The sequence below is a fragment of the Microbacterium sp. Root53 genome (assembly GCF_001426925.1).
Taxonomy (GTDB): Bacteria; Actinomycetota; Actinomycetes; order Actinomycetales; family Microbacteriaceae; genus Microbacterium.
Genome location: NZ_LMFR01000010.1, coordinates 1 through 22,964, shown reverse-complemented (window position 1 = coordinate 22,964; position 22,964 = coordinate 1). Strand labels below are relative to the sequence as shown.

23 protein-coding genes are annotated in these 22,964 nt (G+C 74.2%); 13 read left to right on the top strand and 10 right to left on the bottom strand.

Annotation, left to right across the window (positions count from 1 at the left end):
* Nucleotides 1-9 precede the first annotated feature (9 nt).
* Entirely contained in the window at nucleotides 10-600 is a 591-nt protein-coding gene (locus ASD19_RS04445) for a nucleotidyltransferase family protein (RefSeq protein ID WP_200941062.1), read from the bottom strand.
* Nucleotides 601-703: 103 nt separating this feature from the next.
* Here ASD19_RS04445 and ASD19_RS04440 point away from each other — a divergent pair, with 103 nt between their 5' ends.
* The 6 genes from ASD19_RS04440 (at nucleotide 704) to ASD19_RS04415 (ending at nucleotide 8,066) form a co-directional block, all read left to right on the top strand.
* On the top strand, nucleotides 704-1,741 hold the full coding sequence (locus tag ASD19_RS04440) for an XdhC family protein (RefSeq protein WP_055988965.1): 1,038 nt from the start codon (nucleotides 704-706) through the stop codon (nucleotides 1,739-1,741).
* Nucleotides 1,732-2,559: an FAD binding domain-containing protein gene (locus tag ASD19_RS04435; RefSeq protein ID WP_055988963.1), complete on the top strand. Its 828-nt coding sequence runs from the start codon at nucleotides 1,732-1,734 to the stop codon at nucleotides 2,557-2,559. The genes ASD19_RS04440 and ASD19_RS04435 overlap by 10 nt, the downstream gene beginning before the upstream one ends.
* Nucleotides 2,556-5,261 (top strand): molybdopterin-dependent oxidoreductase, encoded by a 2,706-nt coding sequence (locus ASD19_RS04430; protein WP_055988961.1) that lies wholly within the window; start codon nucleotides 2,556-2,558, stop codon nucleotides 5,259-5,261. The genes ASD19_RS04435 and ASD19_RS04430 overlap by 4 nt, the downstream gene beginning before the upstream one ends.
* Before the next feature lie 170 nt (nucleotides 5,262-5,431).
* The gene (locus tag ASD19_RS04425) at nucleotides 5,432-6,388 is read left to right on the top strand and encodes an ABC transporter substrate-binding protein (RefSeq protein ID WP_055988959.1); all 957 of its coding nucleotides are present in this window, start codon (nucleotides 5,432-5,434) and stop codon (nucleotides 6,386-6,388) included.
* A 2-nt stretch (nucleotides 6,389-6,390) separates the two neighbouring features.
* Nucleotides 6,391-7,290: an ABC transporter permease gene (locus ASD19_RS04420; protein WP_082542974.1), complete on the top strand. Its 900-nt coding sequence runs from the start codon at nucleotides 6,391-6,393 to the stop codon at nucleotides 7,288-7,290.
* The gene (locus ASD19_RS04415) at nucleotides 7,287-8,066 is read left to right on the top strand and encodes an ABC transporter ATP-binding protein (RefSeq protein ID WP_055988957.1); all 780 of its coding nucleotides are present in this window, start codon (nucleotides 7,287-7,289) and stop codon (nucleotides 8,064-8,066) included. Before ASD19_RS04420 ends, ASD19_RS04415 begins: the two co-directional genes overlap by 4 nt.
* A 19-nt stretch (nucleotides 8,067-8,085) precedes the next feature.
* On the opposite strand, the gene ASD19_RS04410 is transcribed toward ASD19_RS04415, so the two are convergent.
* From ASD19_RS04410 to ASD19_RS04380, 7 genes are read right to left on the bottom strand one after another with little or no spacing between them, the layout of a single operon-like run.
* Nucleotides 8,086-9,384, bottom strand: a complete 1,299-nt coding sequence (locus ASD19_RS04410) for an allantoate amidohydrolase (RefSeq protein WP_055988955.1) — start codon at nucleotides 9,382-9,384, stop codon at nucleotides 8,086-8,088.
* Complete coding sequence (locus ASD19_RS04405) at nucleotides 9,381-10,658, bottom strand: pyridoxal-phosphate-dependent aminotransferase family protein (RefSeq protein ID WP_055988953.1); 1,278 nt, start codon at nucleotides 10,656-10,658, stop codon at nucleotides 9,381-9,383. The genes ASD19_RS04410 and ASD19_RS04405 overlap by 4 nt, the downstream gene beginning before the upstream one ends.
* Nucleotides 10,655-12,244: an AtzH-like domain-containing protein gene (locus ASD19_RS04400; RefSeq protein ID WP_055988951.1), complete on the bottom strand. Its 1,590-nt coding sequence runs from the start codon at nucleotides 12,242-12,244 to the stop codon at nucleotides 10,655-10,657. The genes ASD19_RS04405 and ASD19_RS04400 overlap by 4 nt, the downstream gene beginning before the upstream one ends.
* A 4-nt stretch (nucleotides 12,245-12,248) precedes the next feature.
* Complete coding sequence (locus tag ASD19_RS04395) at nucleotides 12,249-13,400, bottom strand: acetamidase/formamidase family protein (protein WP_082542982.1); 1,152 nt, start codon at nucleotides 13,398-13,400, stop codon at nucleotides 12,249-12,251.
* An 8-nt stretch (nucleotides 13,401-13,408) separates the two neighbouring features.
* Nucleotides 13,409-14,749 (bottom strand): allantoinase AllB, encoded by a 1,341-nt coding sequence (allB, locus tag ASD19_RS04390; protein WP_235562969.1) that lies wholly within the window; start codon nucleotides 14,747-14,749, stop codon nucleotides 13,409-13,411.
* Nucleotides 14,746-15,510: an aspartate/glutamate racemase family protein gene (locus ASD19_RS04385; RefSeq protein WP_055988949.1), complete on the bottom strand. Its 765-nt coding sequence runs from the start codon at nucleotides 15,508-15,510 to the stop codon at nucleotides 14,746-14,748. Before ASD19_RS04385 ends, allB begins: the two co-directional genes overlap by 4 nt.
* 10 nt (nucleotides 15,511-15,520) lie before the next feature.
* Nucleotides 15,521-17,254, bottom strand: a complete 1,734-nt coding sequence (locus tag ASD19_RS04380) for an NCS1 family nucleobase:cation symporter-1 (protein ID WP_082542973.1) — start codon at nucleotides 17,252-17,254, stop codon at nucleotides 15,521-15,523.
* Nucleotides 17,255-17,434: 180 nt separating this feature from the next.
* Here ASD19_RS04380 and ASD19_RS04375 point away from each other — a divergent pair, with 180 nt between their 5' ends.
* From ASD19_RS04375 to ASD19_RS04345, 7 genes are all read left to right on the top strand, one after another.
* Entirely contained in the window at nucleotides 17,435-18,064 is a 630-nt protein-coding gene (locus tag ASD19_RS04375) for a helix-turn-helix domain-containing protein (RefSeq protein ID WP_055988947.1), read from the top strand.
* A 77-nt stretch (nucleotides 18,065-18,141) separates the two neighbouring features.
* Nucleotides 18,142-18,684 carry a 2-oxo-4-hydroxy-4-carboxy-5-ureidoimidazoline decarboxylase gene (gene uraD, locus ASD19_RS04370; protein ID WP_055988945.1) on the top strand — a complete coding sequence of 181 codons (543 nt, stop codon included), beginning with the start codon at nucleotides 18,142-18,144 and terminating at the stop codon, nucleotides 18,682-18,684.
* Nucleotides 18,684-19,001 (top strand): hydroxyisourate hydrolase, encoded by a 318-nt coding sequence (gene uraH / locus ASD19_RS04365; protein ID WP_055988943.1) that lies wholly within the window; start codon nucleotides 18,684-18,686, stop codon nucleotides 18,999-19,001. The genes uraD and uraH overlap by 1 nt, the downstream gene beginning before the upstream one ends.
* Nucleotides 19,002-19,003: 2 nt before the next feature.
* Nucleotides 19,004-19,945 (top strand): factor-independent urate hydroxylase, encoded by a 942-nt coding sequence (pucL, locus tag ASD19_RS04360; protein ID WP_055988941.1) that lies wholly within the window; start codon nucleotides 19,004-19,006, stop codon nucleotides 19,943-19,945.
* A 67-nt stretch (nucleotides 19,946-20,012) separates the two neighbouring features.
* Nucleotides 20,013-20,498: a DUF2975 domain-containing protein gene (locus ASD19_RS04355; RefSeq protein ID WP_055988939.1), complete on the top strand. Its 486-nt coding sequence runs from the start codon at nucleotides 20,013-20,015 to the stop codon at nucleotides 20,496-20,498.
* Nucleotides 20,498-20,764 carry a helix-turn-helix domain-containing protein gene (locus tag ASD19_RS04350; RefSeq protein WP_055988937.1) on the top strand — a complete coding sequence of 89 codons (267 nt, stop codon included), beginning with the start codon at nucleotides 20,498-20,500 and terminating at the stop codon, nucleotides 20,762-20,764. Before ASD19_RS04355 ends, ASD19_RS04350 begins: the two co-directional genes overlap by 1 nt.
* Before the next feature lie 48 nt (nucleotides 20,765-20,812).
* Entirely contained in the window at nucleotides 20,813-22,240 is a 1,428-nt protein-coding gene (locus ASD19_RS04345; RefSeq protein WP_055988935.1) for a serine/threonine-protein kinase, read from the top strand.
* Here ASD19_RS04345 and ASD19_RS04340 read toward each other — a convergent pair.
* Both ASD19_RS04340 and ASD19_RS04335 read right to left on the bottom strand, forming a co-directional pair.
* Nucleotides 22,237-22,710 carry a GNAT family N-acetyltransferase gene (locus ASD19_RS04340; protein WP_055988934.1) on the bottom strand — a complete coding sequence of 158 codons (474 nt, stop codon included), beginning with the start codon at nucleotides 22,708-22,710 and terminating at the stop codon, nucleotides 22,237-22,239. The genes ASD19_RS04345 and ASD19_RS04340 overlap by 4 nt on opposite strands.
* A gap of 30 nt (nucleotides 22,711-22,740) precedes the next feature.
* A partial coding sequence (locus ASD19_RS04335) for an HNH endonuclease (RefSeq protein WP_162246648.1) occupies nucleotides 22,741-22,964 on the bottom strand: 224 nt, incomplete at its 5' end.

The window sequence follows — 22,964 nt, the reverse complement described above, 5'->3', positions numbered from 1 at the left end:
CCCTCAAGCCTACGACCCCAGGTGGGCGCCGCCGCGCTCGTCGATGTCGTCCCCCGACCACAGGTCCCCGCACTCCACCTGCCGGGCGGCGGCCGCCCGCAGATACGCCCGGGCGCCCTCGTCTCCGCGGAGCGTTGCCCGCAGCGCCGCGACGTGATCCGCGCCGACCAGGACCGGATGGCCCGGGCGGCCGCGGTACACGGCCTGAGCCAGCGCCTGACGCAGCGGCCGCCCGCCCTCGGCGATCACGCGGCGAACCGCGCCGGGGACCACATCGGGCGTGTCGACCGGCAGGATGACGACGCCGTCGGCCGGGACCGCCGCGGCGAGCGCGCCGCGCAGCGTGGCGGCCAGTCCGCGCGCCGCGTCGCCGATGACGACCGACGTCGCGGGCGTCGGCACCAGGGCGGCGGCCGCCGCGGAGGCCGGCGACAGCGCCACGACGACCCGGTCGCACCCGCCCTTGACCAGCGCGTCGACCGCGCGCGCCACCCACGGCGTCCCGTCGGCGCCGCGCGCGAGCGCCTTCGGGCCGCCGAACCGGCGACCCGCTCCGGCGGCGAGCACGAGGCCGCACAGGCGCACGCGGGCGGGGTCCATCGCCGCAGTCTAGGACCCGCAGGTCACGGCGCGGGGTCGGGCGCGTGACGCGCCGGGCGTGGCGTGTAGCAGTCCGGTAACACGGCATGACTACGGTGGCGCCATGCTCGAACTCGCCGCCGTGATCCTCGACCGGCTGCGCGCCGGGCGGCGGATCGCGGTGGTCACGGTCACCGGCGTCGCGCGCAGCGCCCCGCGGGGCGTCGGCTCATCCATGGCGGTGGCCGACGACGGCGAGGTGATCGGCTCGATCTCGGGCGGCTGCGTGGAGGGCGACGCGATCGTCCTCGCCCGCACGGTGCTCGCGACCGGGCGGGCACAGGCGGCGGGGTTCGGCTTCGACGACGAGGCCGCGTTCGCGGCGGGCCTGGCGTGCGGCGGGCGGATCGACGTGCTCGCGTACGAGGTCCGGGCCGGCGACGACGTGGCCCGCGCGGCGCTCGAGCGGGCCGCGGCGGACCGGCCCGTCGCTGTCGGGCTCGTGCTGCAGGGCGACGCCGCGGGGCGCATCCTGCCGGTTCCGGACGGCCCGGCGGTCCTGGCTCTCGCGCACGCACCGCGGCCGCGCCTCATCCTGCTCGGCGCCGGCGAGCACGCAGCCGCGCTGTGCCGGGTCGGCGCGGCGGCGGGCTTCGCCGTGACGGTGTGCGACGTGTGGGAGACGCTCATCACCCCGGAGCGCTTCCCCGACGCGGCCGAGCGGGTCGTGGGCGACCCGGCCGAGTACCTGCGGGGCGAGGCCGGGGATCGGGTCGACGCCCGCACGGCCGTGTGCGTCCTCACGCATGACACGCGCCTCGACGTCCCCGCGATCGCGACCGCGCTCGCCCTGCCCGTCGGGTTCGTGGGAGCGCTCGGCGCCCGCCGCACGATCGCGCGGCGCGCCGAGCTGCTGCGCGCCGCGGGCGTGGAGGACGCGGACCTCGCCCGGCTGCACTCCCCCCTGGGCCTCGACCTCGGAGGGGCCTCGCCCGACGAGGTGGCGCTCTCGGCGCTGGCCGAGATCGTCCAGTCGCGCCACGGCGGAACGGGACGACCACTGCGCGACGGCCAGGGCCCCCTGCACGGCACCCTCGGCACCGCGCCCGCCGGCCCGGACGCCGCCTGCGCGCTCGGCGAGGGGCGGCCCGCGTGGACCTGAGCACCGTCACGTCCTTCCGCCGCGCGCGCGGCCCCGGCGACCTCGCGCTGGCGCCGGGCGAGACCGTGCTCGCCGGCGGCACGTGGCTGTTCGGGGAGCCTCAGCCCGAGGTCACGGGGCTCGTCGACCTCACGGCGATGGGGTGGCCAGACCTGGAGGTCTCCCCCGCCGGGCTGCGGATCGGCGCCACGTGCTCCATCGCGCGACTCGTCCGGTTCGCGCGCGACGGCGAGGCGCCCGCGGAGTGGGCCGCGACCCGGATGTTCCCGGTCGCCGCGGACGCGCTGCTCGCGTCGTTCAAGATCTGGAACACCGCGACGGTCGGCGGCAACATCGCCCGAGCGTTCGCGGCCGCGGCGATGGTGTCGCTCGCCACCGGGCTCGACGGCACCGCCGAGGTGTGGACCCCCGACGGCGGCGAGCGCACGCTGCCCGTCGCCGAGATCCCCGCGCGGGACGGGGTCAGCACGCTGCGGCTGGGCGAGGTCATCCGCGCGATCGACCTGCCCGCGCGCACGCTGCGCTCGCGCTTCACGCTGCACCGGATCGCGCTCGCCGAGCTCGGCAGGTCCGCGGCGGTCGTGACGGGCCGGGCCGACGAGGACGGCGCGGCCGTGTTCGTCGTGACCGCGGCCACCGAGCGCCCGGTCGTGCTGCGGTTCCCCGCGGCGCCCTCGGCGACCGAGCTGGCCGAGGCGGTGCGGTCCGCGCCGGGCTACTTCTCGGATCCGCTGGGCGCGGCCGACTGGCGGCGGGCCGTGTCGGTCGTGCTCGCCGAGCGCGCCCGCGCGGAGCTGGCCGGGGAGACGCGCGCGTGAGGCTCGAGATCGACGGCGCCGCGGTCGAGGCCGACCCGCGGCCGGGACAGTGCCTGCGCACGCTGCTGCGCGAGCACGGCGCCCTGTCTGTCAAGCGCGGCTGCGATTCCGGCGACTGCGGGGCGTGCGCCGTGCTGCTGGACGGCGAGCCCGTGCACTCGTGCGTCGTGCCGGCGGTGCGCGCCGAGGACCGGGCGGTCACGACCGCCGCGGGCCTCGCCCCCGGCGACGCGCTGCATCCGGTGCAGGACGCGCTCGCGAACGGCTTCGGGTTCCAGTGCGGGTTCTGCACGCCCGGCATGAGCGTTACGGCATCGTGCCTCGGCGAGGAGGACCTCCCGGATCTCGACCGCCGCCTCAAGGGGAGCCTGTGCCGCTGCACCGGGTACCGGCCGATCCGCGAGGCCGTACGCGCGGCCGTGCTCGGACCGGTCCGGGAGACCGGCCCGGACCCCGGCGATGGTGTCGGAGTCTCGGCCGTGCCCGAGCCGGCGCAGCGGGTGGTGCAGGGCCTCGAGCCGTACGCGTTCGACGACGTCCCGGCGGGCGCGCTCATCCTGCGCGTGCTCGGCTCGCCGCATCCGCACGCCCGCATCCGCGCGATCGACGCCGCCGCCGCGCGCGCGGTGCCGGGGGTCGTGGCGGTGTACACGCACGAGGACGCGCCCGCGGCCCGGTACTCGACCGCGCGCCACGAGCATCGGCAGGACGACCCCGACGACACCCGCATGCTCGACGACGTCGTGCGCCACGTGGGGCAGCGGGTCGCCGCGGTCGTGGCCGAGACCGCGGCGGCCGCCGAGCGGGCGTGCGCACTGATCCGCGTCGACTACGAGCCGCTGCCCGCCGTGTTCGATCCCGAGGAGGCGCGGACGCCCGGCGCGCCGCTCGTGCATCCGGAGCGCACGCCCGAGGACCGCGTCGCCGATGCGGGGCGCAACGTCGTCGCGGCGCTGCACGCGGGCTACGGCGGCGACGTCGACGCGGCGCTCGCTGCGAGCCCCGTCACGGTGAGCGGCACGTGGCGCACGGGGCGCTCGATCCACGCTCAGCTCGAGACGCACGGATCCGTCGGCTGGCTGGACGAGGAGGGACGGCTGGTCATCCGCTCGTCGACGCAGGTGCCGTTCCTGACGCGCGACGAGCTGTGCACGCTGTTCGACCTGCCGCGCGACCGCGTGCGGGTGTACGCGCCCCGCGTGGGCGGCGGCTTCGGCGGCAAGCAGGAGATGTTCACGGAGGACCTCGTCGCGTTCGCCGTGCTGCGCACCGGCCGCCCCGTGGCGTACGAGTTCACGCGCGCCGAGCAGTTCTGGCGCTCGTCCATGCGGCATCCGATGCGGGTGTCGGTGACGCTGGGCGCCGAGCCCGACGGCCGACTGACGGCGATCAAGCTCGACGTGCTGAGCGACACCGGCGCGTACGGCAACCACGCGATCGGGGTGCTGTTCCACGGGTGCGCCGAGTCGGTCACGCTGTACCGCGCGCCCGTCGCGCGGGTGGACGCCGAGGCGGTCTACACCAACAACGTGCCGTCGGGCGCCTTCCGCGGCTACGGACTGGGCCAGGTCACGCTCGGGATCGAGTCTGCGCTCGACATGCTCGCCGAGCGCATCGGGATGGACCCGTTCGACATCCGGCGCATCAACGCCGTGCGGGAGGGCGACGCGCTCCGCCGGGCGGACGGCGAGATCGAGGCCGACCTGGTCTGGGGAAGCTACGGCCTGGACCAGTGCCTCGACCTCGCGCAGGCCGCGCTCGCCGAGCCCGGGGAGGACCCGCCCGCGGGGTGGCTGGTCGGCGAGGGCATGGCCGCCGCGATGATCGCCACGCTCGCGCCGCGCGGCCACCGCGCCCACGCGACCGCCACGCTCCTGCCCGGCGGCGCGTTCGAGCTGCGGACGGGCACGGCCGAGTTCGGCAACGGCACGACGACCGTCCAGCGCCAGATCGCCGCGAGCGTCTTCGGGGTGGGCGCCGATCGGATCCGGCTCGCGCACGCCGACACCGACGCCGTCGCGTTCGACACGGGCGCGTTCGCATCGGCCGGCACGACGATCGCGGGCAAGGCGCTGCACGGCGCGTGCCTTGCGCTGCGCGACCGGATCGTCGAGGAGGCCGCGGCGCGCGTGGGCGCACCGGCGGCAGAGTGCGCGTACGGGCCCGACGGCGTGCGGACGCCCGCCGGCGTCGTGCCGCTCGCGGAGATCGCGGGCGCGGGCGGGCTGACCGCCTCGGGCGAGGAGCACGGCGAGCTGCGATCGCTCGCGTTCAACGTGCACGCCGTGCGGGTCGCGGTCGATCCCGAGACCGGCGCCGTGCGCATCCTGCGGAACGTGCACGCGGCCGACGCGGGCTTCGTGATGAACCCCGCCCAGTGCCGCGGGCAGATCGAGGGCGGCGTCGCCCAGGGCATCGGCGGGGCGCTGTACGAGGAGGTGGTCGTCGCGGACGGCCGCGTGCAGAACCCCGCGTTCCGCACCTACCGCGTGCCGCAGTCGGCCGACATCCCCGACGTCGAGGTGCTGTTCGCGACGACGAGCGACGATCTCGGTCCGTTCGGCGCGAAGTCGATGAGCGAGTCGCCGTACAACCCCGTCGCGCCCGCGATCGGCAACGCGATCGCCCGGGCGCTGGGCGCCCGCCCGTTCGAGCAGCCGTTCACGCGCGAGCGCGTGTGGCGGCTCGCGCAGGGCGCCTGAGCGCGAGACCGCGATCCCCCGACGGGCCCGGCGGATGAAGTGATCGCTTCACGGTTTTACGTGAGCGAAATGACCGGGAAACGGCCTCGACCGCCGCGGCCGATTGACTGCGGAGCAGGCGCACGAGCGCCGCGGATCCCCACCGAATCCCCCGTCCGAAAGGCGCCGCCATGCACCTCCGTCGACTGCTCATCCCGATCGCCGCGAGCGCCGCCGCGGCGCTGGTCCTGTCCGGCTGCTCGTCGTCCTCCGACGCCGCATCGGGCGCCGCCGGCGAGACCGCGACCGTCAAGATCGGCACCCTGCGCGGCCAGCCGCACTTCTACGCGCCGTTCCTCTACGAGGACTTCGCGGCCGAGGGCGTCCGGTTCGAGGTCATCACGCTCGACACCACGCCCGCCCTCAGCGACGCGCTCGTCGCCGGCACGATCGACTTCGCGATCAGCGGCGTCACCCCCACGATCGCCTCGGTCGCGCAGGGCCGCGACCTCAGGATCGTCGCGTCCGCCGCCGACGGCGGATCCGGGTTCATCGGCAACGACTCCATCCAGACGCTGGACGACCTGGTCGGCAAGAAGGTCGGCTACATGCAGACGACCGCGCAGGAGGTCGCCATGCGCCTCACGCTCGAGGAGGCCGGCGTCGATCCCGACGACATCGAGCTCGTCACGGTGCTGGCGCCCGAGATGGCCGGGCAGCTCGGGTCCGGGTCGATCGACGCGTTCTTCGGCGTCGAGATCGGCGCCTCGATCGCGCTCGAGCAGGGCGGCCACGAGTTCGCCGACCCGTACGCGACGCCGATCGGAAAGGTCAACCTCGGCCTCGTCACGACGGGTGCGCTGATCGCGGAGGACCCCGAGCTCGTGCAGCAGGTGGTCGACACACACGTGGCCGCGACCGACTGGATGACCGGCAACGAGGACGAATGGCTGTCCGAGATGGTCAGCATGTTCGGCGGCGACCAGGCGATCTTCGACACCGCGATCGCGAACTTCTGGATGCGCTCCGACCTCTCGGAGGAGTACCTCGGCCAGCTCGAGGCGCTCGCGACCGAGATGGGCGAGCTGGGCTTCGTCGAGGAGGCGCCCGCGATCGAGGACGTCGTCGACACGTCGTTCGTGGAGTGAGCATGACCGCCACCGCGACTCTCGCTCCGCCCGCCACGCGGCCGGTCGCGCCGGGCTTCTCCGGGCGTCGGCGCGGGCGCGGCATCCGGTCCCTGCCCGCCCGGATCGCCCTGGGGCTCGTCGTCCCCGTCCTGTTCGTCGCGTTCTGGCACCTCGGTCGCGAGCTGCAGCTCGAGCTGCCGTTCGGCATCCGGATGGGGTACCTGCCGTACCCCGCGGACGTGGCCGTGACGCTGTGGGACTTCGCCTTCGGCGGCCTGCGGGACGACGCGTTCAGCACGACCCTGTGGCAGCACCTCGGCGCGAGCGCGCTGCGGGTCGGCGCCGGATTCGGCCTGGCGACGCTGATCGCCGTGCCTGTCGGGGTGCTGATGGGGCGCTTCTACGTCATGGACTCGCTGTTCGATCCGTTCATCAACCTGATCCGCCCCATCCCCGCGACCGCGTGGGTGCCGCTCGTCGCGCTGCTGATCGGCATCGGCGACCAGGCCACGATCTTCCTGATCACGCTGTCGGCGTTCTTCCCGATCGTGCTGGGCGCCGCGAGCGGCACCCGGCAGGTGCCCGAGCGGCTGGTGGAGGCTGCGCGCATGCTCGGGACCACGCGGGCCGCCGTGCTGTGGCGGGTCATGGTGCCCGCCGCGGCGCCCGCGATCGTCAACGGGCTGCGCGTGGGGCTGGGGCTGGCGTGGGTGATCCTCGTGCTCGGCGAGTCCACGGGCGTGAACGAGGGCCTGGGCGCCACCATCACGCTCGCGCGCGACATCGTGCGCACCGACCTGATCGTGGCCGGGATGATCGTCATCGGCCTGTCCGGGTTCCTGTCGGACCGGCTGCTCAGCCTCGTGCTGCGGCTGCTGGTCGGGCGGCGCCCGGTGTTCCAGAAGGGGGCGCGCGGATGAGCGCGGAGATCCACATCGCGGGGCTCGAGAAGCGGTTCGCGACCGCGTCGGGCGACGTCCTGGCCGTGGCGGACGTGTCGCTCGACGTCGCGGCGGGCGAGTTCGTCGCGGTCGTGGGGGCCAGCGGATGCGGCAAGAGCACGCTGCTGCGCATCCTGGCCGGCTTCGAGGAGCCCAGCGGCGGCGAGGTCACGGTCGCGGGGGCGCCGATCTCGGGCCCGGGGCCCGACCGCGGGGTCGTGTTCCAGGACTACGGCCTGTTCCCATGGCTGACCGTACGCGAGAACGTCGCGTACGGCCCCTCGCGCCGCGGGATGTCGCGCGCGGCCGCGCGGGCCACGGCCGACGCGCACCTCGAGACCGTGGGGCTGACGCGCTTCGCGCAGCGCTTCCCCGGCGAGCTGTCCGGCGGCATGCAGCAGCGCGTCGCCATTGCGCGCGTGCTGGCGAACGACCCGGCCGTGATGCTGATGGACGAGCCGTTCGGCGCGCTCGACGCCCTCACCCGCAGCGACCTGCAGGTGCAGCTGCGGCGCATCCAGCGCTCGGAGGGCCGCACGGTCGTGTTCATCACGCACTCGATCGAGGAGGCCGTGTACCTCGCCGACCGGGTCGTCGTGATGACCGGCGGCGCCTCGCACGGCGTGCCGGGGCACATCCGCGCGGTCGTCCCGGTCCCGCTCGGCGACGACCGCGATGTCACGGCCCCCGCGTTCAACGCCCTCAAGCGCGAGATCTCTGAGCTCGTCCACGAGCGCACCGCCGCGGTCGCCTGACCGCGCCTGCCGCGCCGGCTCAGCGGGGCTCGGCGCCGACGTGCGCGACCGCCTCGGCGAGGGCGCGGATGCCCAGCGCGACGTCCGGCGCGGAGACCGACTCGTCGGGGTGGTGGCTGATGCCGTCGGGGTTGCGGAGGAACAGCATGCCCACCGGCGCGACGGCGCCCAGCGCCATGCCGTCGTGGCCCGCGGGGCTGAACAGCGTCGCCGGCTCCGCGGCGGCGCCGACCGAGTGCCGGATGCCCTCGCGCACGACGTCCTGCAGCAGCGGCGCGCAGAACACGGCCGGCGCGCTGTGCACCTCGCGGGCGCGCCAGCGCAAGCCGCGGCGCCCCATGATGTCGTCGAGCTCGAGCGAGATCGCCCGCCACACGCGGTCGCGGTCCGCGTCGAACTCGCCGCGGAGGTCCAGGCTGAACCGGGCCTCGCCCGGGACGACGTTCACGGCCCCGGGGAACGCCTCGAGCTGACCCACCGTGCCGATGATGTGGTGCTCGCCGCGGCAGATCCGCTCGACCGCGAGCGCGGCCTCGCTCGCGCCCAGCAGCGCGTCGCGGCGCATGTCGTACGGCGTGCCGCCCGCGTGCCGGGCCTCGCCCTCGACCAGCAGCTGGAAGCGCCGCGCGCTCGCGATCGACGACACCACGGCGAGCGCCTCGCCGCGACGGTCCAGCTCGGGCCCCTGCTCGATGTGGGCCTCGAGGTAGCCCACGAGCTGCTCGGGCCGGCGCGCGGCCTCGCCGATGCGTCCGGGGTCCAGGCCGAACTCTCGGTACGCCTCGCGCAGGGTCGTGCCGTCGGCGTCCGCGAGGTCCCACCACGCGTCGTCCCACGTCCCCGCCATGGCCGACGAGCCGAGCAGGGCCTTGCCGAAGCGGGTGCCCTCCTCGTCGCTGAACGCCGCCACCTCGAGCCCGAAGGGGAACGGCGACCGCGAGCGGCCCTCGTCGTCGACCCGGCGCAGCAGCCGCACGACCTCGATGGCCATCAGCACGCCCAGGATGCCGTCGAACCGCCCGGCGTCGATCACGGTGTCGAGGTGCGATCCGAGCATGAGCACGGGCGCGTCCGGGTCGTCCGCGGGGAGCAGGCCGAGCTGGTTGCCCGCGGCGTCCTGGCGCGGCGTCATTCCCGCCTCGCGCATCCACTCGGCCGCGAGCCGGTTCACGCGCGCGTGCTCGGGCGACAGGTGCACTCTCGTGATCGCGCCGTCGTCGGCCGTGACCCGCGCGAGCTCGTCGCAGCGCGCCATCACGCGCCGCGCGGCCGAGGCCACGGTCTCGGGCGAGAGCTCTGGCAGCCGGGTCGTGGTCATCCGGCGGCCCCGGATGCGGCGCCCGGTGCCGCGGGCGCCCCCGCGAACGCGTCGAGCGCGGCGTCGACCCCGCCGCCGGCGGGCACGCGCGCGCCGAAGCGGCGCAGCACGGCCTCCAGCGCCGCGAGCGTGGTCAGCACGGTGTCGCGCCGGGCGTTGTACCCCATGGTGCCGATGCGCCACACGCGGCCGTGCAGGGGGCCGAAGGACGTGCCGATCTCGATGCCGAAGTCCTCGAGCAGCGCGGCGCGCGCGGCGTCGCCGGGCACGCCCTCGGGGATCTCGACCGCCACGACGTTGTTCATCTTGTGCGCGACGTCGCCGAACACCGTCAGCCCCAGCCCCTCGACGCCCGCGAGCATCGCCGCGCCGGCGACCCGGTGCCGCTCGATCACGGCCCCGCGCCCCTCGGCGAGCAGCACGCGCGCGCACTCGCGCGCCGCGTACAGCATCGAGGTGGCCTCGGTGTGGTGGTTCAGGCGGCGCGGCCCCCAGTAGTCGAGGATCATCCCGAGGTCGAAGTAGTTGGAGCGGACGAAGTCCGTCGCGCTCTCGTCGCCGGCCTCCCGGATGCCCGCCTCGACGCGGCCGCGGGAGCGGATCACCTCGACCGCGCGCTCCGAGAGGGTGATCGGCGCCGAGCCGCTGGGGCCGCCCAGGCACTTCTGCAGACCGGCCGTCGCGGCGTCCACACCCCACGCGTCGGCCTCGAACGGGTTGCCGCCGAGCGACGCAGTCGCGTCGGTGTAGAACAGCACGCCGTGGCGGGCGCAGAGCTCGCCGACCTCGTCGAGCGGCTGGTTCATGGTCGTCGAGGTGTCGCCCTGCACGAGCGCGAGCACGTGCGGCTTCACGCGCAGGATGGCCTCCTCGATCGCCGACACCGGCACGACCTGCCCCCACTCGACCTCGATCGTGTGCACCTCGGCGAGCGCCCGCTCGGCGATCTCGGCGAGCAGGTGGCCGAAGCGGCCGAACACGGGGACCAGCACGCGGTCGCCCGGCCGCACGAGCGAGACCAGGGCCGCCTCGATGCCCGCGCGCGACGTGCCGTCGATCAGCAGGGTCGCGTCGTTCCGCGTGGCCCACACCTGGCGGTACAGCTCCTGGGTGTCGCTCATCGCGGCCGTCATGAACGGGTCGTACTGGCCCACGAGCGGCGCGGACATGGCCCGCAGCACGCTCGGGTACGCCGAGATCGGCCCCGGCCCCATCAGCAGGCGGGCGGGCGGGTCGAGCGGCGCGACGGGAGCGGACGGACGGTCGGGGGTCATGCGGGATCCTTCGGCTGTGCGGCAAGGCCGCGGGCGAGTCGGACGAGGGCGATGTCGGTGCCGGCGCGCGAGGCCAGGCACACGCCGACCGGCGCCGGCCCGAGCCGGGCGGGCACCGTCAGCAGCGGAACGGAGACGGCCGGGATGCCGGCGATCGCGACGGGCGTGGTCATCCGCAGGGTGGCGGTGCGCACGGCGTCGACGCGGCCGCCGTCGGCGGTGCGCATGGGTGCCGGCCCGGGCACCGTGGGCATGATCAGGACGGCGTCGCCGACGATCGCGTCGATGCGCTCCTTGAGCGGCCCGAGCGCGGCGCGCGCCGCGCTCTCCTGCTCGGGCGTGATCGCGGCGGCCGCGCGGAAGCGCTCGGCGACCGCGGCGCCGACCGCGCCGGGATGCTCGCGCAGCCAGTCGCCGTCGTTGCGCCACGCCTCCGCGCCCTGCACCACGCGGAACGGCTCCTGGTATCCGGCGAGGTCGCCGATGCGGATGCGCTCGACGTCGGCGCCCATCCCGGCGAGCAGCGCCTCGAACGCCTCGCGCGTGGCGGGCTCGACGGCGTCGAGCACCTCCTCGGGCACCGCGAACCGCGACGGCAGGTCCGTCCCCGACTCGCCGTAGACGTTCTCGGTCGACTCGGATCCGTCGTAGCTCAGGCACCAGTCGACCACGCGCTGCAGCGTCTCGCCGTCGCGCGTGAGCCAGCCCACCGTGTCGAAGGACTGCGCGAGCGGCAGGAGGCCCTGACGGGGCACGAGCCCGTGCGTGGTCCGCAGCCCCCAGAGCCCCTGATACGACGCGGGCACGCGGATGGAGCCGGCCGTGTCGGTCGCGAGGCCGATGTCGGCCTGGCCGGTGGCGACGGCCGACGCGGGCCCGCTCGACGATCCTCCGGGCAGGGCCCCTGGGACCGCGCCGTTGGGCGGCGTGCCGTAGTGCGCGTTGTCGCCCGCGATCGAGTACGCGAACTCGTCCGTGCGCGCGATCCCGCGCAGCGAGGCGCCCCCGCGCAGCAGGTCGGCCACCGCGGGCGCCGTGCTCTGCTCTGGCCTGACGGAGTCGAGGTACGCAGGGTTTCCCGCGCCGATCCGGTAGCCCTTGATCGCGAACAGGTCCTTGACCGCGAACGTCAGTCCGGCCAGCGCACCGTCCCACGCGCCCTGGAACAGCGGGTCCCCGACGGTGCGCCAGATCGCGCGGTCGAACGCCTTGGGGCGGGGCGACACGTGCGCCGCCGTGATGCGCCATCCGGCGTCGGTGCGGGTCCACACCTGGGTCTGCAATCCGCGGCCGCCGGCGTCGAAGCGCGAGACCGACACGATCAGCGCGACGCCGTCGCCCAGCGCGCGGTGCTCCATCCGCTCGATCACGCGCGGCCCGACGCCGCCGCGCAGCGACCGGAAGGCGCTGATCGCCTCGTGGCCGACGAGCAGCCCCGCGTCGTCGCCGCGCATCGTGTCGTCGCCGGCCGCGAACCAGCCGTCCAGCGCGTCGAGGTCGTTCGCCAGGATGGCCCGCTCGTACGAGAGGAACGCCTCGAGCAGATCGGCGGGGACCTCGGCCGCGCCGGGGATCGTCGTGTCCATGAGGTCAGTCTCCTCCCGCGCCCGCGAGCGGCACGTCGGCGAGATCCGACAGCCGGATGCGCGCGTGCACGCCCGTGACGACGTCGACCACCTGCGAGACGTCGAAGTCCGTCGCGGCCGAGAGGTACGCGTACGCGAGGTGCTCGTCCATGCCCCATCGCGCCCGCAGCAGCGACAGCGCGGCGCGCACGCACGCGCGCATCGCCTCGCCGAGGTCGCGGTCCAGGCCCGTCGGAACCAGGTGCTCGGGGGTGCGGATGAGCGGTCCGGTCACCTCGCCGAACTCGGCGAGCGCGACCGCCCGCGGCAGGACGTCGAAGCGCAGCGTGGCGCGCAGCGAGGCCTCGAGCGCGGTCAGCGCGACCTCGCCGTCGCCCTGTGCGAAGTGCGGATCGCCCACGTACGCCAGCGCACCGTCGACCTGCACCGGGAGGTGCAGGGCCGTGCCCTCGACCAGGAGGTTCACGTCGATGTTGCCCCCGTGCGGCCCGGGCGGCACGGAGTGCGGCCGCTCGTCCGTCGCGGGCGCGACGCCCATGGTGCCGAGGAACGGCGCCAGCGGGAACGCGATCGCGCGGGGTCCGCCCTCGACCGCCGGCATCGTGCCCGCGAGCCGGCCGTCGCGCTCCTCGACCGCCGCGAACACGCTCACGGTGCGGCCGTCGCGCGGCAGCTCGAGCGGGAGCGCGCCGCGGCCGTGGCGGTTGGAGATCACGCCGTACGGCACGCGGGGCTCGAGCCGCTCCACCGTGATCCGCAGCAGATCGCCGGGCCGGGCGCCCTCGACCCGGATGGGGCCGGTGACGACATGCGGGCCGTCGTGCTCCGGATCGCGCGCGACGCGCGCCGCGATGTCGATCGCGTCGCGCAGCACGGCCCGCTCGGGAACGCCGTGGCCCGCGAAGAAGGCCCGCGGATCGGAGCCCTGGTCGGGGAGGATCCCCTCGTGGCTGACGGTGTCGATCACCACGACGTCGCCGGACCGCACGGTGAGCACCGGCGCATCGACCGCGCACGGCAGCCGGCCCCACAGCACGGTCTCCGGTGTGGCCGGCAGGTAGACCGCGCCGTCCGGCACGCCCTCCCCCGGCTGCAGGATCGCCACGTCCGCGAACGCCGGGGCGTCCGCCCCGACGCCGAACCGGTTCCGCTCGATCTCTTCGTTCACTCCGCTCCTCCCGCCAGCACATCCCGCCCGGACCGCGCGAGCACGCCCTCGCCGTGCCGGTACACGACCTCGCCGTGCAGCCACGTCTCGGCCACGACGCCACGCAGCCGCGCGCCGTGCCACGGCGAGAGCTTGTTGCGGTACTCCAGCCGCGCGGCGTCGACCTCGAACTCGGCCTCGGGGTCGAACACGGCCAGGTGCGCGGGCGCGCCGGGGGCGATCCTGCCGCGGTCCGCGAGCCGCACGAGGTCCGCGGGCCCGGTCGTGAACAGCGGCAGGATGCGCTCGAGCGCGATGCCGCGGCGCCGCGCCTCGGTCCACACGGCGGCGAGCCCGGTCTGCACGCCCGCGATGCCGCCCCACGCCTCGCCCAGATCCGGCTTCAGCTTGAGGTCCGCCGTGGCGGGCGAGTGGTCGCTCACGATCGCGGCGATCGTGCCGTCGAGCACGCCGTCCCAGAGCCGGTCCTGGTTGGCGCCGTCGCGGATGGGCGGGCAGCACTTGAATGTGCCCGCGCCGTCGGGCACCTCCTCGGCCCGCAGCGTCAGGTAATGCGGGCACGTCTCGACCGTGATCCGGACGCCGGCGGCCCGCGCGGCGCGCACGTCGTCGAGCGCGTCGGCGGCGGCCACGTGGACGATGTGGGCGCGCGCGCCGGTGCGGCGCGCGGCCTCGATCACGATCCGGATGGCCGCGACCTCGCCCTCGGGCGGCCGCGTGGCGACGAAGTCGCGGAACCCGGGGCCGTGCGCCTCGGACAGGTGCTCGTCGAGCTCGGCGTGCGCGATCAGCAGCCCGTCGCGCGGCGCGAGCTCGGCCAGCGCGCGCTCGACGCCGTCCGCGTCCAGGTGCCCGAACTCGTCGATCCCGCTGGGCGCCATGAAGCACTTCACGCCGACGACGCCCGCGTCGAGCAGGGCTCCGAGCGATCCGAGGTTCTCGGGCACGGCGCCGCCCCAGTACGCGACGTCCACCGCGAGCTTTCCGCGCGCCGCGGCGCGCTTGGCGGCGAGCGCCGACGGATCGATCGTGACAGGGATGCTGTTGAGCGGCATCTCGACCACGGTCGTGATCCCGCCCGCCGCCGCGGCGGCCGTGCCGGTCGCGAATCCCTCCCAGTCCGTGCGGCCCGGCTCGTTCAGGTGCACGTGGCTGTCGACCAGCCCGGGCAGCAGCACGCGGGCGTCATCCAGCACCACGTCCGCCGACGGGTCGAACGGCTCGACCGCGGCGATGAGGCCGTCGCGCAGGCGCACGGTCGCGGGCGCGAACGCCCCGTCAAGGTAGACGCGCCGCGCGGCGATCGACTCCACGCGGTCGCTCGATGCGACGCTCACGCGCCCACGCTACCGAGCGCGGATGCCGCGCGGATGTCGACACCCACGTCCGCGGATCGCACGGGCGGGGGCGCGTACTCGTCGCGCTTGCTCACGCCGACGCCCATCCGGGCCATGGCCGTGGCGAGCCCGACAGCGGCCGCGACCCCGTCGACCACGGGCACGCCGAGCCGGTGCTGCAGCGTGCGGCACAGGTCGGCCATGCCGGCGCAGCCGAGCACGATCGCGTCGGCGCCGTCCTCGCGCACGGCGCGCTCGCACCATCCGAGGATCTCCTCGAACGCCGCCGAACCCGTGTCCTCGAGCTCCAGGACCGGGATGCCCGTCCCGTACGCCGCGACGCACGCGCGCTCGAACCCGTAGCGCGCGAGCAGGTCCTGGGCCCGGCCGAGCGTGCGCGACAGGGTCGTGACCACCGCGAACGTGCGGCCGGTCAGGGCCGCGACGTGCATGGCGGCCTCGGCGATGCCGATCACCGGCACGTCCACGAGCTCGCGCGCCGCGTCGAGCCCCGGATCCCCGAAGCAGGCCACGACGTAGCCGTCCGAGCCGCCGGCGGCGAGGTCGGCGCGCACGGCGTCGACGACCGCCGCACCGGCCAGGATCTCGTCGACGTGGCTCTCCACGGCGGCGGGGCCGCGGCCGGGCTCGGGGCAGACCGCGACGATGTCGACGTCGGGGCCCGCCACCTCCCGGGCGGCGACCGCGATCTTGTCGGTCATCGCCCGGGAGGTGTTGGGGTTGATCAGCGTGATGCGCATGCTGCGGGTGTCACTCCTTCGCGCCCGCGGCGGCGGGCACGGGGTCGGCGGCCTGGGCCGCATCGGTCTCGGCGGCGCTCTCGCCCGCGGCTGCGGCGGCCTGCGCCTCGGCGACGGCGATCGCGGCGGTCGCGGTGTCGGGGTAGCCCTCGAGCACGTCGGGAGCGGTGCCGTCCGACACGCCCCGGGTCTCGCCCTCGAGCGTCGGCACGCGCGGGTGCAGGCGCTCGAACAGCACCAGGAACGCGAAGCCCAGGCCGCACCCGACGAACCAGCTGAAGTCGCTGATCGAGCCCCAGCCCGCGTCGATCACGCCGGCGAACACGAGCGACTTCGGCACGATCGCCACCGCGATGGTCGGCACGCCCGCCGCGACGATGGCCCACATGGCGTTGGGGTTGTAGCCGCCGCGGTACCAGTACCGCGCGCCCTCGTCCATCGTGTACATGTCGTCCACGTGGATGCGCTGCCGCGCGATCACGTAGTAGCCGGCGATCAGGATGCCGAACAGCGGGCCGATCAGCGCGGCCAGGATGCCGAGCGAGTAGTGGATCGCCTGGTCGTTGCCGTACCAGTTCCACGGGGTCAGGATGACCGAGCCGACCGCGGCGATCATGCCGCCCATCCGCCAGCTGATGCGATGGGGCGCGACGTTCGAGAAGTCGAACGCGGGCGAGATGAAGTTGGCGACGATGTTGATGCCGACCGTCGCGGTGACGAACGTCAGGCCGCCCAGCAGGATCGCGAACCAGTGGTCGATGCGCTCGACCGTGTGGATCGGGTCGGTGATGAGCTCGCCGAAGACCGGCACGGTGGCCGAGGCCGTGATGACGGTCAGGATCGAGAAGAACAGGAAGTTGACCGGCAGGCCCCACATGTTGCCGCGCTTGACGGCCTGGAACGACTTGCCGTACCGCGCGAAGTCGCCGAAGTTCAGCATCGGGCCCGAGAAGTACGACACCACGATGGCGATGGCCGTGAGCATGACGGGGATCGACGCCCAGAAGTCGAGGGGCTCGCCGCTCGACAGGTCGAGGCTGATGTTCTCCCATCCGGCCTGCGAGACGAGGTAGATGGCGAGCACGATCATCACGACGTACACGGCGGGGCCCGCCCAGTCGATGAACCGCCGGATGGCCTCCATGCCGTTCCAGAACACGGCGGCCTGCGCGACCCACAGGATGGCGTACGAGATCCAGCCCAGCGCGTGCAGCCCCAGGAAGCTCGGCTCGAGCAGCGCGGCGCTGCCGGGGATGAACTTGAGGAAGATGATGTTGAGCGACTCGGCCGCGAGGTAGGTCTGCACGCCGTACCAGGCGATCGCGATGACGCCGCGGATGATCGCGGGCACGTTGGCGCCCTTGATGCCGAACAGGAAGCGGTTCACGACGGGGTACGGCACGCCCGTGCGCTGGCTGGGCTTGGCCACGAGGTTGGTGAACACCTGCACGATCACGATGCCCACGAGCAGGGCCACGAGCACCTGCCAGCTGGCGATCCCGAGGGCGAACAGCGAGCCGGCGGTCACGTAGCCGCCGACCGAGTGCACGTCGCTCATCCAGAACGCGAAGATGTTGTACGAGGTCCACTTCTGCTTGCGCAGCGGCGCGAGGTCCTCGTTGGCGAGGCGCGGGTCGTAGCCCGGGCGCATGTTGCCGGAGCCGGTGGGGAGACCGGCGGCCTCGACGACGTCCTGCGGTTTGGTGAGGGGGGCCGCGGAGGCGGCCGGTGTGGTCTGAGTCACGGTGGAGCCTTTCCGGATCGGGGGAGATCGGTGGGGTCGGAGCTCCGGAGCGGGGTGCTCTCTCCGGACGAGGGATGAGTGTGAAGTTATCGCTTCACACTTTTCGCCCTGAGTCCGTCCTGTTACGGGCTCGTAAATCGTCGGCCGGTCCCGCGCGGGGGCGGCGGTTAGCATGGCCGCGTGACCGTCACCGACCCGCATGCCGCGCCCGCATCCGGACGCGGCGACGAGGACGCCCGGGGTCACGTCGGCCGTCGCCTGCGCGACGTGCGGTCGCGCACGGGCGTCTCGGTGTCCGAGCTCGCGCGGCGCCTGGGGATCTCCACGAGCGCCGTCTCGCAGATCGAGCGGGGCGTGATGCAGCCCAGCGTGTCGCGGCTCATCGCGATCACCGACGCGCTCGGCGTGCCTCTCGCCACCGTGTTCGGCCCCGGGCCGGCCGACGACGGCGACGACGACGCGCCGCACGGCTACACGCTCACGCGAGCCGAGGACGCCGCTCCCCTGCCGCTGGGAGGCGGAGTCACGTTCCGCCGGCTCGCGCCCGGAGACAGCCCCGGCATCGACTACTTCGAGTCCGTGTACCCGCCGGGCAGCACCGCGACCGGCAAGGACCGGCTGTTCCGCCACGAGGGCTACGAGGTCGGCGAGGTGCTGACCGGCGAGCTCACGATCGACTTCACCGACGAGATCGTGGTGCTGCGCCCGGGCGACACCATCAGCTACCCGTGCGACGTGCCGCATCGACTGCACAACACGGGATCGGCGCCGGCCGTCGCGCGCTGGCTCATCGTCCATCCGGCCCGCTGAACCACCCACGGCGACGGGTGAAGCTCCGACTTCACGGCGTAACGGTCGCGAAACACGCGCCGCGCTAGCCTGGCCCCGTGCTCGTTGCCCGCTTCGACCGCCTCCCCGCCGATGAGGCCGCCGGCGTCGTGCGTGTGTGGGCCGACGTGCCCCGTTGGATCGCCGCGATCGTCGCCGGGCGGCCCTACTCCTCCGTCGACGCGCTCGCCGCGCGCGCGACCGAGCTGGCCGCCGGCTGGAGCGAGGAGGACCTGGACGCGGCGCTCGCGCACCACCCCCGGATCGGCGAGCGGCCGGCCGGATCCGGCGCGGACGCACGCCACTCGCGCCGCGAGCAGGCGGCCATGGCCCATGCTGGCGCGGACGTCGCCGAGCGCCTGCGGGCCGGCAACGCGGAATACGAGCGCCGATTCGGGCGCGTGTTCCTGATCCGTGCCGCGGGCCGCGCTGCGGAGGAGATGCTCGCCGAGCTGGAGCGGCGCCTCACCAACGATCCCGAGACCGAATGGCGCGAGGCCGCCGGGCAGCTCGCCCAGATCGCGCTGCTGCGCCTGCGCGGTGCGTTCGACGACCCGGCGCCGCCCGATGCCCGGACCCCCGCCCTCGCCGAGGAGGCATGATGCCGCAGCTCACCACGCACGTTCTCGACGCCACATCCGGGCTCCCCGCCGCCGGCGTGGGGCTCACCCTGAGCCTCGCGGGCGAGGTGATCGCGACCGGGGAGACCGACGCGGACGGCCGGGCGGGGCTCGGCCCCGAGGTGCTCGAGCCCGGCGAATACGCCCTGCGCTTCGAGACCGGGGAGCACTTCGCCGCAGCGGGCGTCGAGACCTTCTACCCGCACGTCACCGTGGCGTTCACGGTCGCCGACCAGCGGCACCTGCACGTGCCGATCCTGCTCAGCCCGTTCGCCTACTCCACCTACCGAGGGAGCTGACCGTGACCGACGTCGCCGCAGCCGCCGCGCCGGATGTCTCGGTGCACCTGGGCGCCAACAAGTACGGCAAGGCCGAGAACCGGCTGGTGCGCATCACCCGGGACACCGACCGCCACGAGATCGAGGACCTGACCGTCACGTCGCAGCTGCGCGGCGAGGCCCTCGCCGGGTCGTTCCTGACGGGCGACAACTCGAAGATCGTCGCCACCGACACCCAGAAGAACACGATCTTCGCCCTCGCCAAGAAGCACGGGGTCGGATCGCCCGAGCGCTTCCTCACCCTGCTGGCCGAGCACTTCACCGGCTCGTTCGACTGGATCGAGGGCGGCCTGTGGCAGGCCGAGCAGCACGAGTGGGAGCGCATCGCGGTCGCCGGCCGGGCGCACGACCACTCGTTCGTGCGCAAGGGCCAGGGCACGCGCCTGGCCACCGTGCAGGTCGCGGACGGCGCCACGCACATCACGGGCGGCGTGAAGGACCTCGTGGTGCTCAAGTCGACGGGGTCCGAGTTCCGCGGATACCCGCGCACCGAGTACACGACGCTGCCCGAGACCGACGACCGGATCATGGCGACGTCCGTGACGGCGCGCTGGCGCTACCTGCCCGAGGCCGTGGCCGACGGCGTCGACTACGACGCGGTGTACGTGGCGGTCGTGCAGGCGCTGCTGGAGCAGTTCGCCGAGGTGCATTCGCTCGCGCTGCAGCAGACGCTGTTCGAGATGGGGCGGGCCGCCATCGTGGCCTGCCCGGCGCTGGCGGAGATCCGCTTCGCCATGCCGAACAAGCACCACTTCGCGTACGATCTGGCGCGGTTCGGGCTCGAGAACCGCAACGAGGTGTTCATCGCCGACGACCGGCCATACGGGCTGATCGAGGGCACCGTCGTGCGCGACGGCGTCGCCGAGGCCCCCGACGCGTGGCGCGACGTGCCCTCGTTCATCTGAGCGACCCACTTGCCTCTCTTATCGAAAAACGATAGATTTCTCTCGTCGTTCGATGAAGGAGGCCCGCATGGGCAGGTACGTGGTGCTGGCGTCGCAGTTCGTGATCGCGCTGTCGCTCGCGGGGTCGCTCGTGGTGCAGACCGTGATCCTGCCCCTCGTGTGGATCGACTTGGAGGGCGAGGCGCTGTGGGGGCGGATCGCGCTCGTGACGATCGCCGCCCTGTGGATCCTCGGCCTGCAGGTGTGCGCCGTGTGCGTATGGCGACTGCTCGGCATGGTGCGCCGCGGCTCGGTGTTCTCGCGCCGCGCGTTCCGCTGGGTCGATGTGATCATCGCCGCGATCGCGTTCGACGCGGTGATCACGTTCGTCCTCGCCGTGCTGCTCGCGCCCGGCGACGTCGCGCCGGGCGTCGTCGCGCTGGTGTGCGGCGCGGCGCTCGTCACGGGAGGCGTGGCGCTGCTGGTCGTGGTGATGCGGCAGCTGCTGCAGCAGGCGATCGACCGCGATGCCGAGGCGCGGGCGCTCCGGTCGGAGCTGGACGAGGTGATCTGATGCCGATCATCGTCGACGTCGACGTCATGCTCGCTCGCCGCAAGATGGCGGTCGGCACGCTCGCCGAGCGCGTCGGGATCACGCCCGCCAATCTCGCGGTGTTGAAGAACGGCCGCGCCAAGGCCGTGCGGTTCACGACGCTCGACGCGCTGTGCCAGGTGCTCGACTGCCAGCCCGGCGACCTGCTGCGATGGGTGCCGGACGAGGACGCGGGCGGCGTGGAGACGGCTGTCAAGGCGGACGACCGTCCAGGTTCGAGCGGGTAGATTCGGCCGCAAGCCGCATGGCCCGACGTGCGGCGAGGAGGAATCCCCGTGACCGAGACCCCCGACGAGACCCCGACCGAGCAGCTGCTCGACGGCCGCTACCGGCTGGGCGAGTGCGTCGGCACCGGCGGGATGGGCCGCGTGTACCGCGCGGAGGACATCGCGCTGGGCCGGACCGTCGCGATCAAGATGGTGCACCCCGACGTCGAGGACGCCTCGGCCATCGATCGCGCGCGCGGCGAGGTCGCGGTGCTCGCCTCGCTGAGCCACCCGTCGCTCGTGACGCTGTTCGACGCGCAGCTGGCGCCCGGGCGGCAGGACTACCTCGTGATGGAGTTCGTCGAGGGCCCGACGCTGAGCGCGCGACTCGAGCACGGGCCGCTGTCCCCCGTCGACGCGACCCAGCTGGCGGCCGAGCTCGCGGAGGCGCTGCACGTCGTGCACGCGGCGGGGATCGTGCATCGCGACGTGAAGCCGTCCAACGTCCTGCTGGCGCAGACGAACGTGCCCGGCCGCGCGTTCCGCGCGAAGCTCGCCGACTTCGGCATCGCGTACCTGCTCGACGGCGCCCGCCTGACCAAGCCCGGGATGGTGGTCGGCACCGCCGCCTACCTGTCCCCCGAGCAGGCGCGGGGCGCGGACCCCACGCCCGCGTCGGACGTGTACTCGCTGGGACTGGTGCTCCTCGAGGCGCTCACCGGGCAGCGCGCGTTCCCGCGGTCCACCCCGGTCGAGGCGCTCGCCGCCCGACAGTCGACACCCCCGGTCATCCCCGATTCGGTCCCGGCCCCCTGGGCGGGCCTGCTGACCCGGATGACCGCCCTCGACCCGGCCGAGCGACCCACCGCGATCGAGGTGGCGCGCTCCGCGGCGGCCCTCGCCCGCGAGCCGGGCCTCGCTCCCCCGGTCGCCGCCGCATTGGCGGCGCCGCCGCTCATCGCGGCCGGCGACACCGGGACCGCAGCGACCGTTCCCCTCGCTGCCGGAGCGGACGCCGCGACCATGCGGATGCCTTCCGGCGACGACGCCGCGACCGCGGTGCTGCCGCCCGCGGACGCTGTGCCGGCCGCCGCGAGCTCGGCCGGCCGGTTCACCGACGCGCCCTCACGGCGCCGTGTGCGCCCCGCGGCGCTGCTGATCGGCGGAGCGGCCGTCGCCGCCGGCCTGGCCGCGGCGGGCATCTGGGCCGCCGGCGGGGCCGACGCCCCGACGCCGGAGCGCTCCGCCGTGGTCGAGCGCACGGTCGTCACGCCCAGCGAGACGCCCACCGAGGTTCCCGTGGCCCCCGTCGAGCCCCTCACGGAGGAGGAGCAGAAGAAGGCCGAGGAGGAGCAGAAGAAGGCCGAGGAGGAGCAGAAGAAGGCGGAAGAGGCCCAGAAGAAGGCCGATGAAGAGGCCGCCAAGAAGGCCGAGGAAGCGCAGAAGAAGGCCGAGGAGGAGGCCAAGAAGGACGCCGAGGAAGACGGCGACGACTAGCCTGACTCGCGCAGGCGCGCCCGCATGGCGGACTGCTGCGTCTCCGTGAACCCGACCGCGGTGTACATCCCCCTCCCGGCCGCGGTCGCGAACAGCTCGGCGCGCCGGGCGCCGGTGGAGCGTGCCCACCTCATGACGTGCTCGAGCGCGGCGCGCGCATACCCCTGGCCACGCGCCGCCGGCAGCGTGCAGACGTTGCTGACCAGCACGTCTCCGCCCTCGGGAGCATGCGGCGACGGCGCCGCGTCGCGGAGGGATCCCAGCGCGCACGACACGACGACTCCGTCCACCTCGACGACGGCGACGCAGTACCGCGGATCGTCGATCCGGGCCTCGAACCACACGCGGGCATGGTCTCGCCACGCGGCGTCGCCCGCTGCGATGCCCATCGCCTCGAACATCTCCGCACGCAGCGCCACGACCGCGTCGACATCCGCCTGTCGCGCGCGGCGCACCGTCGGTTCACCCATGACGCCATTCTCGTCGAGCCGCGCCGAAGGTCAGAAGGGTGGTGCGCCGCCGCCGGCGTATTCGATGCGGTACGGGCTGTCGAAGTACTCGTACCCGGCCGGGCTGCGGTACCGGAGGATGCCGCGGCCGACCTGGTCGACGTCCCAGGGCGAGTGGTGCTTCATCATGTGATGCGGCTCGCACAGGTGCGCCAGGTTGTCCACGCTGGTGGGCCCGTCCTTGGACCACGGGATCGTGTGGTCGATGTCGCAGT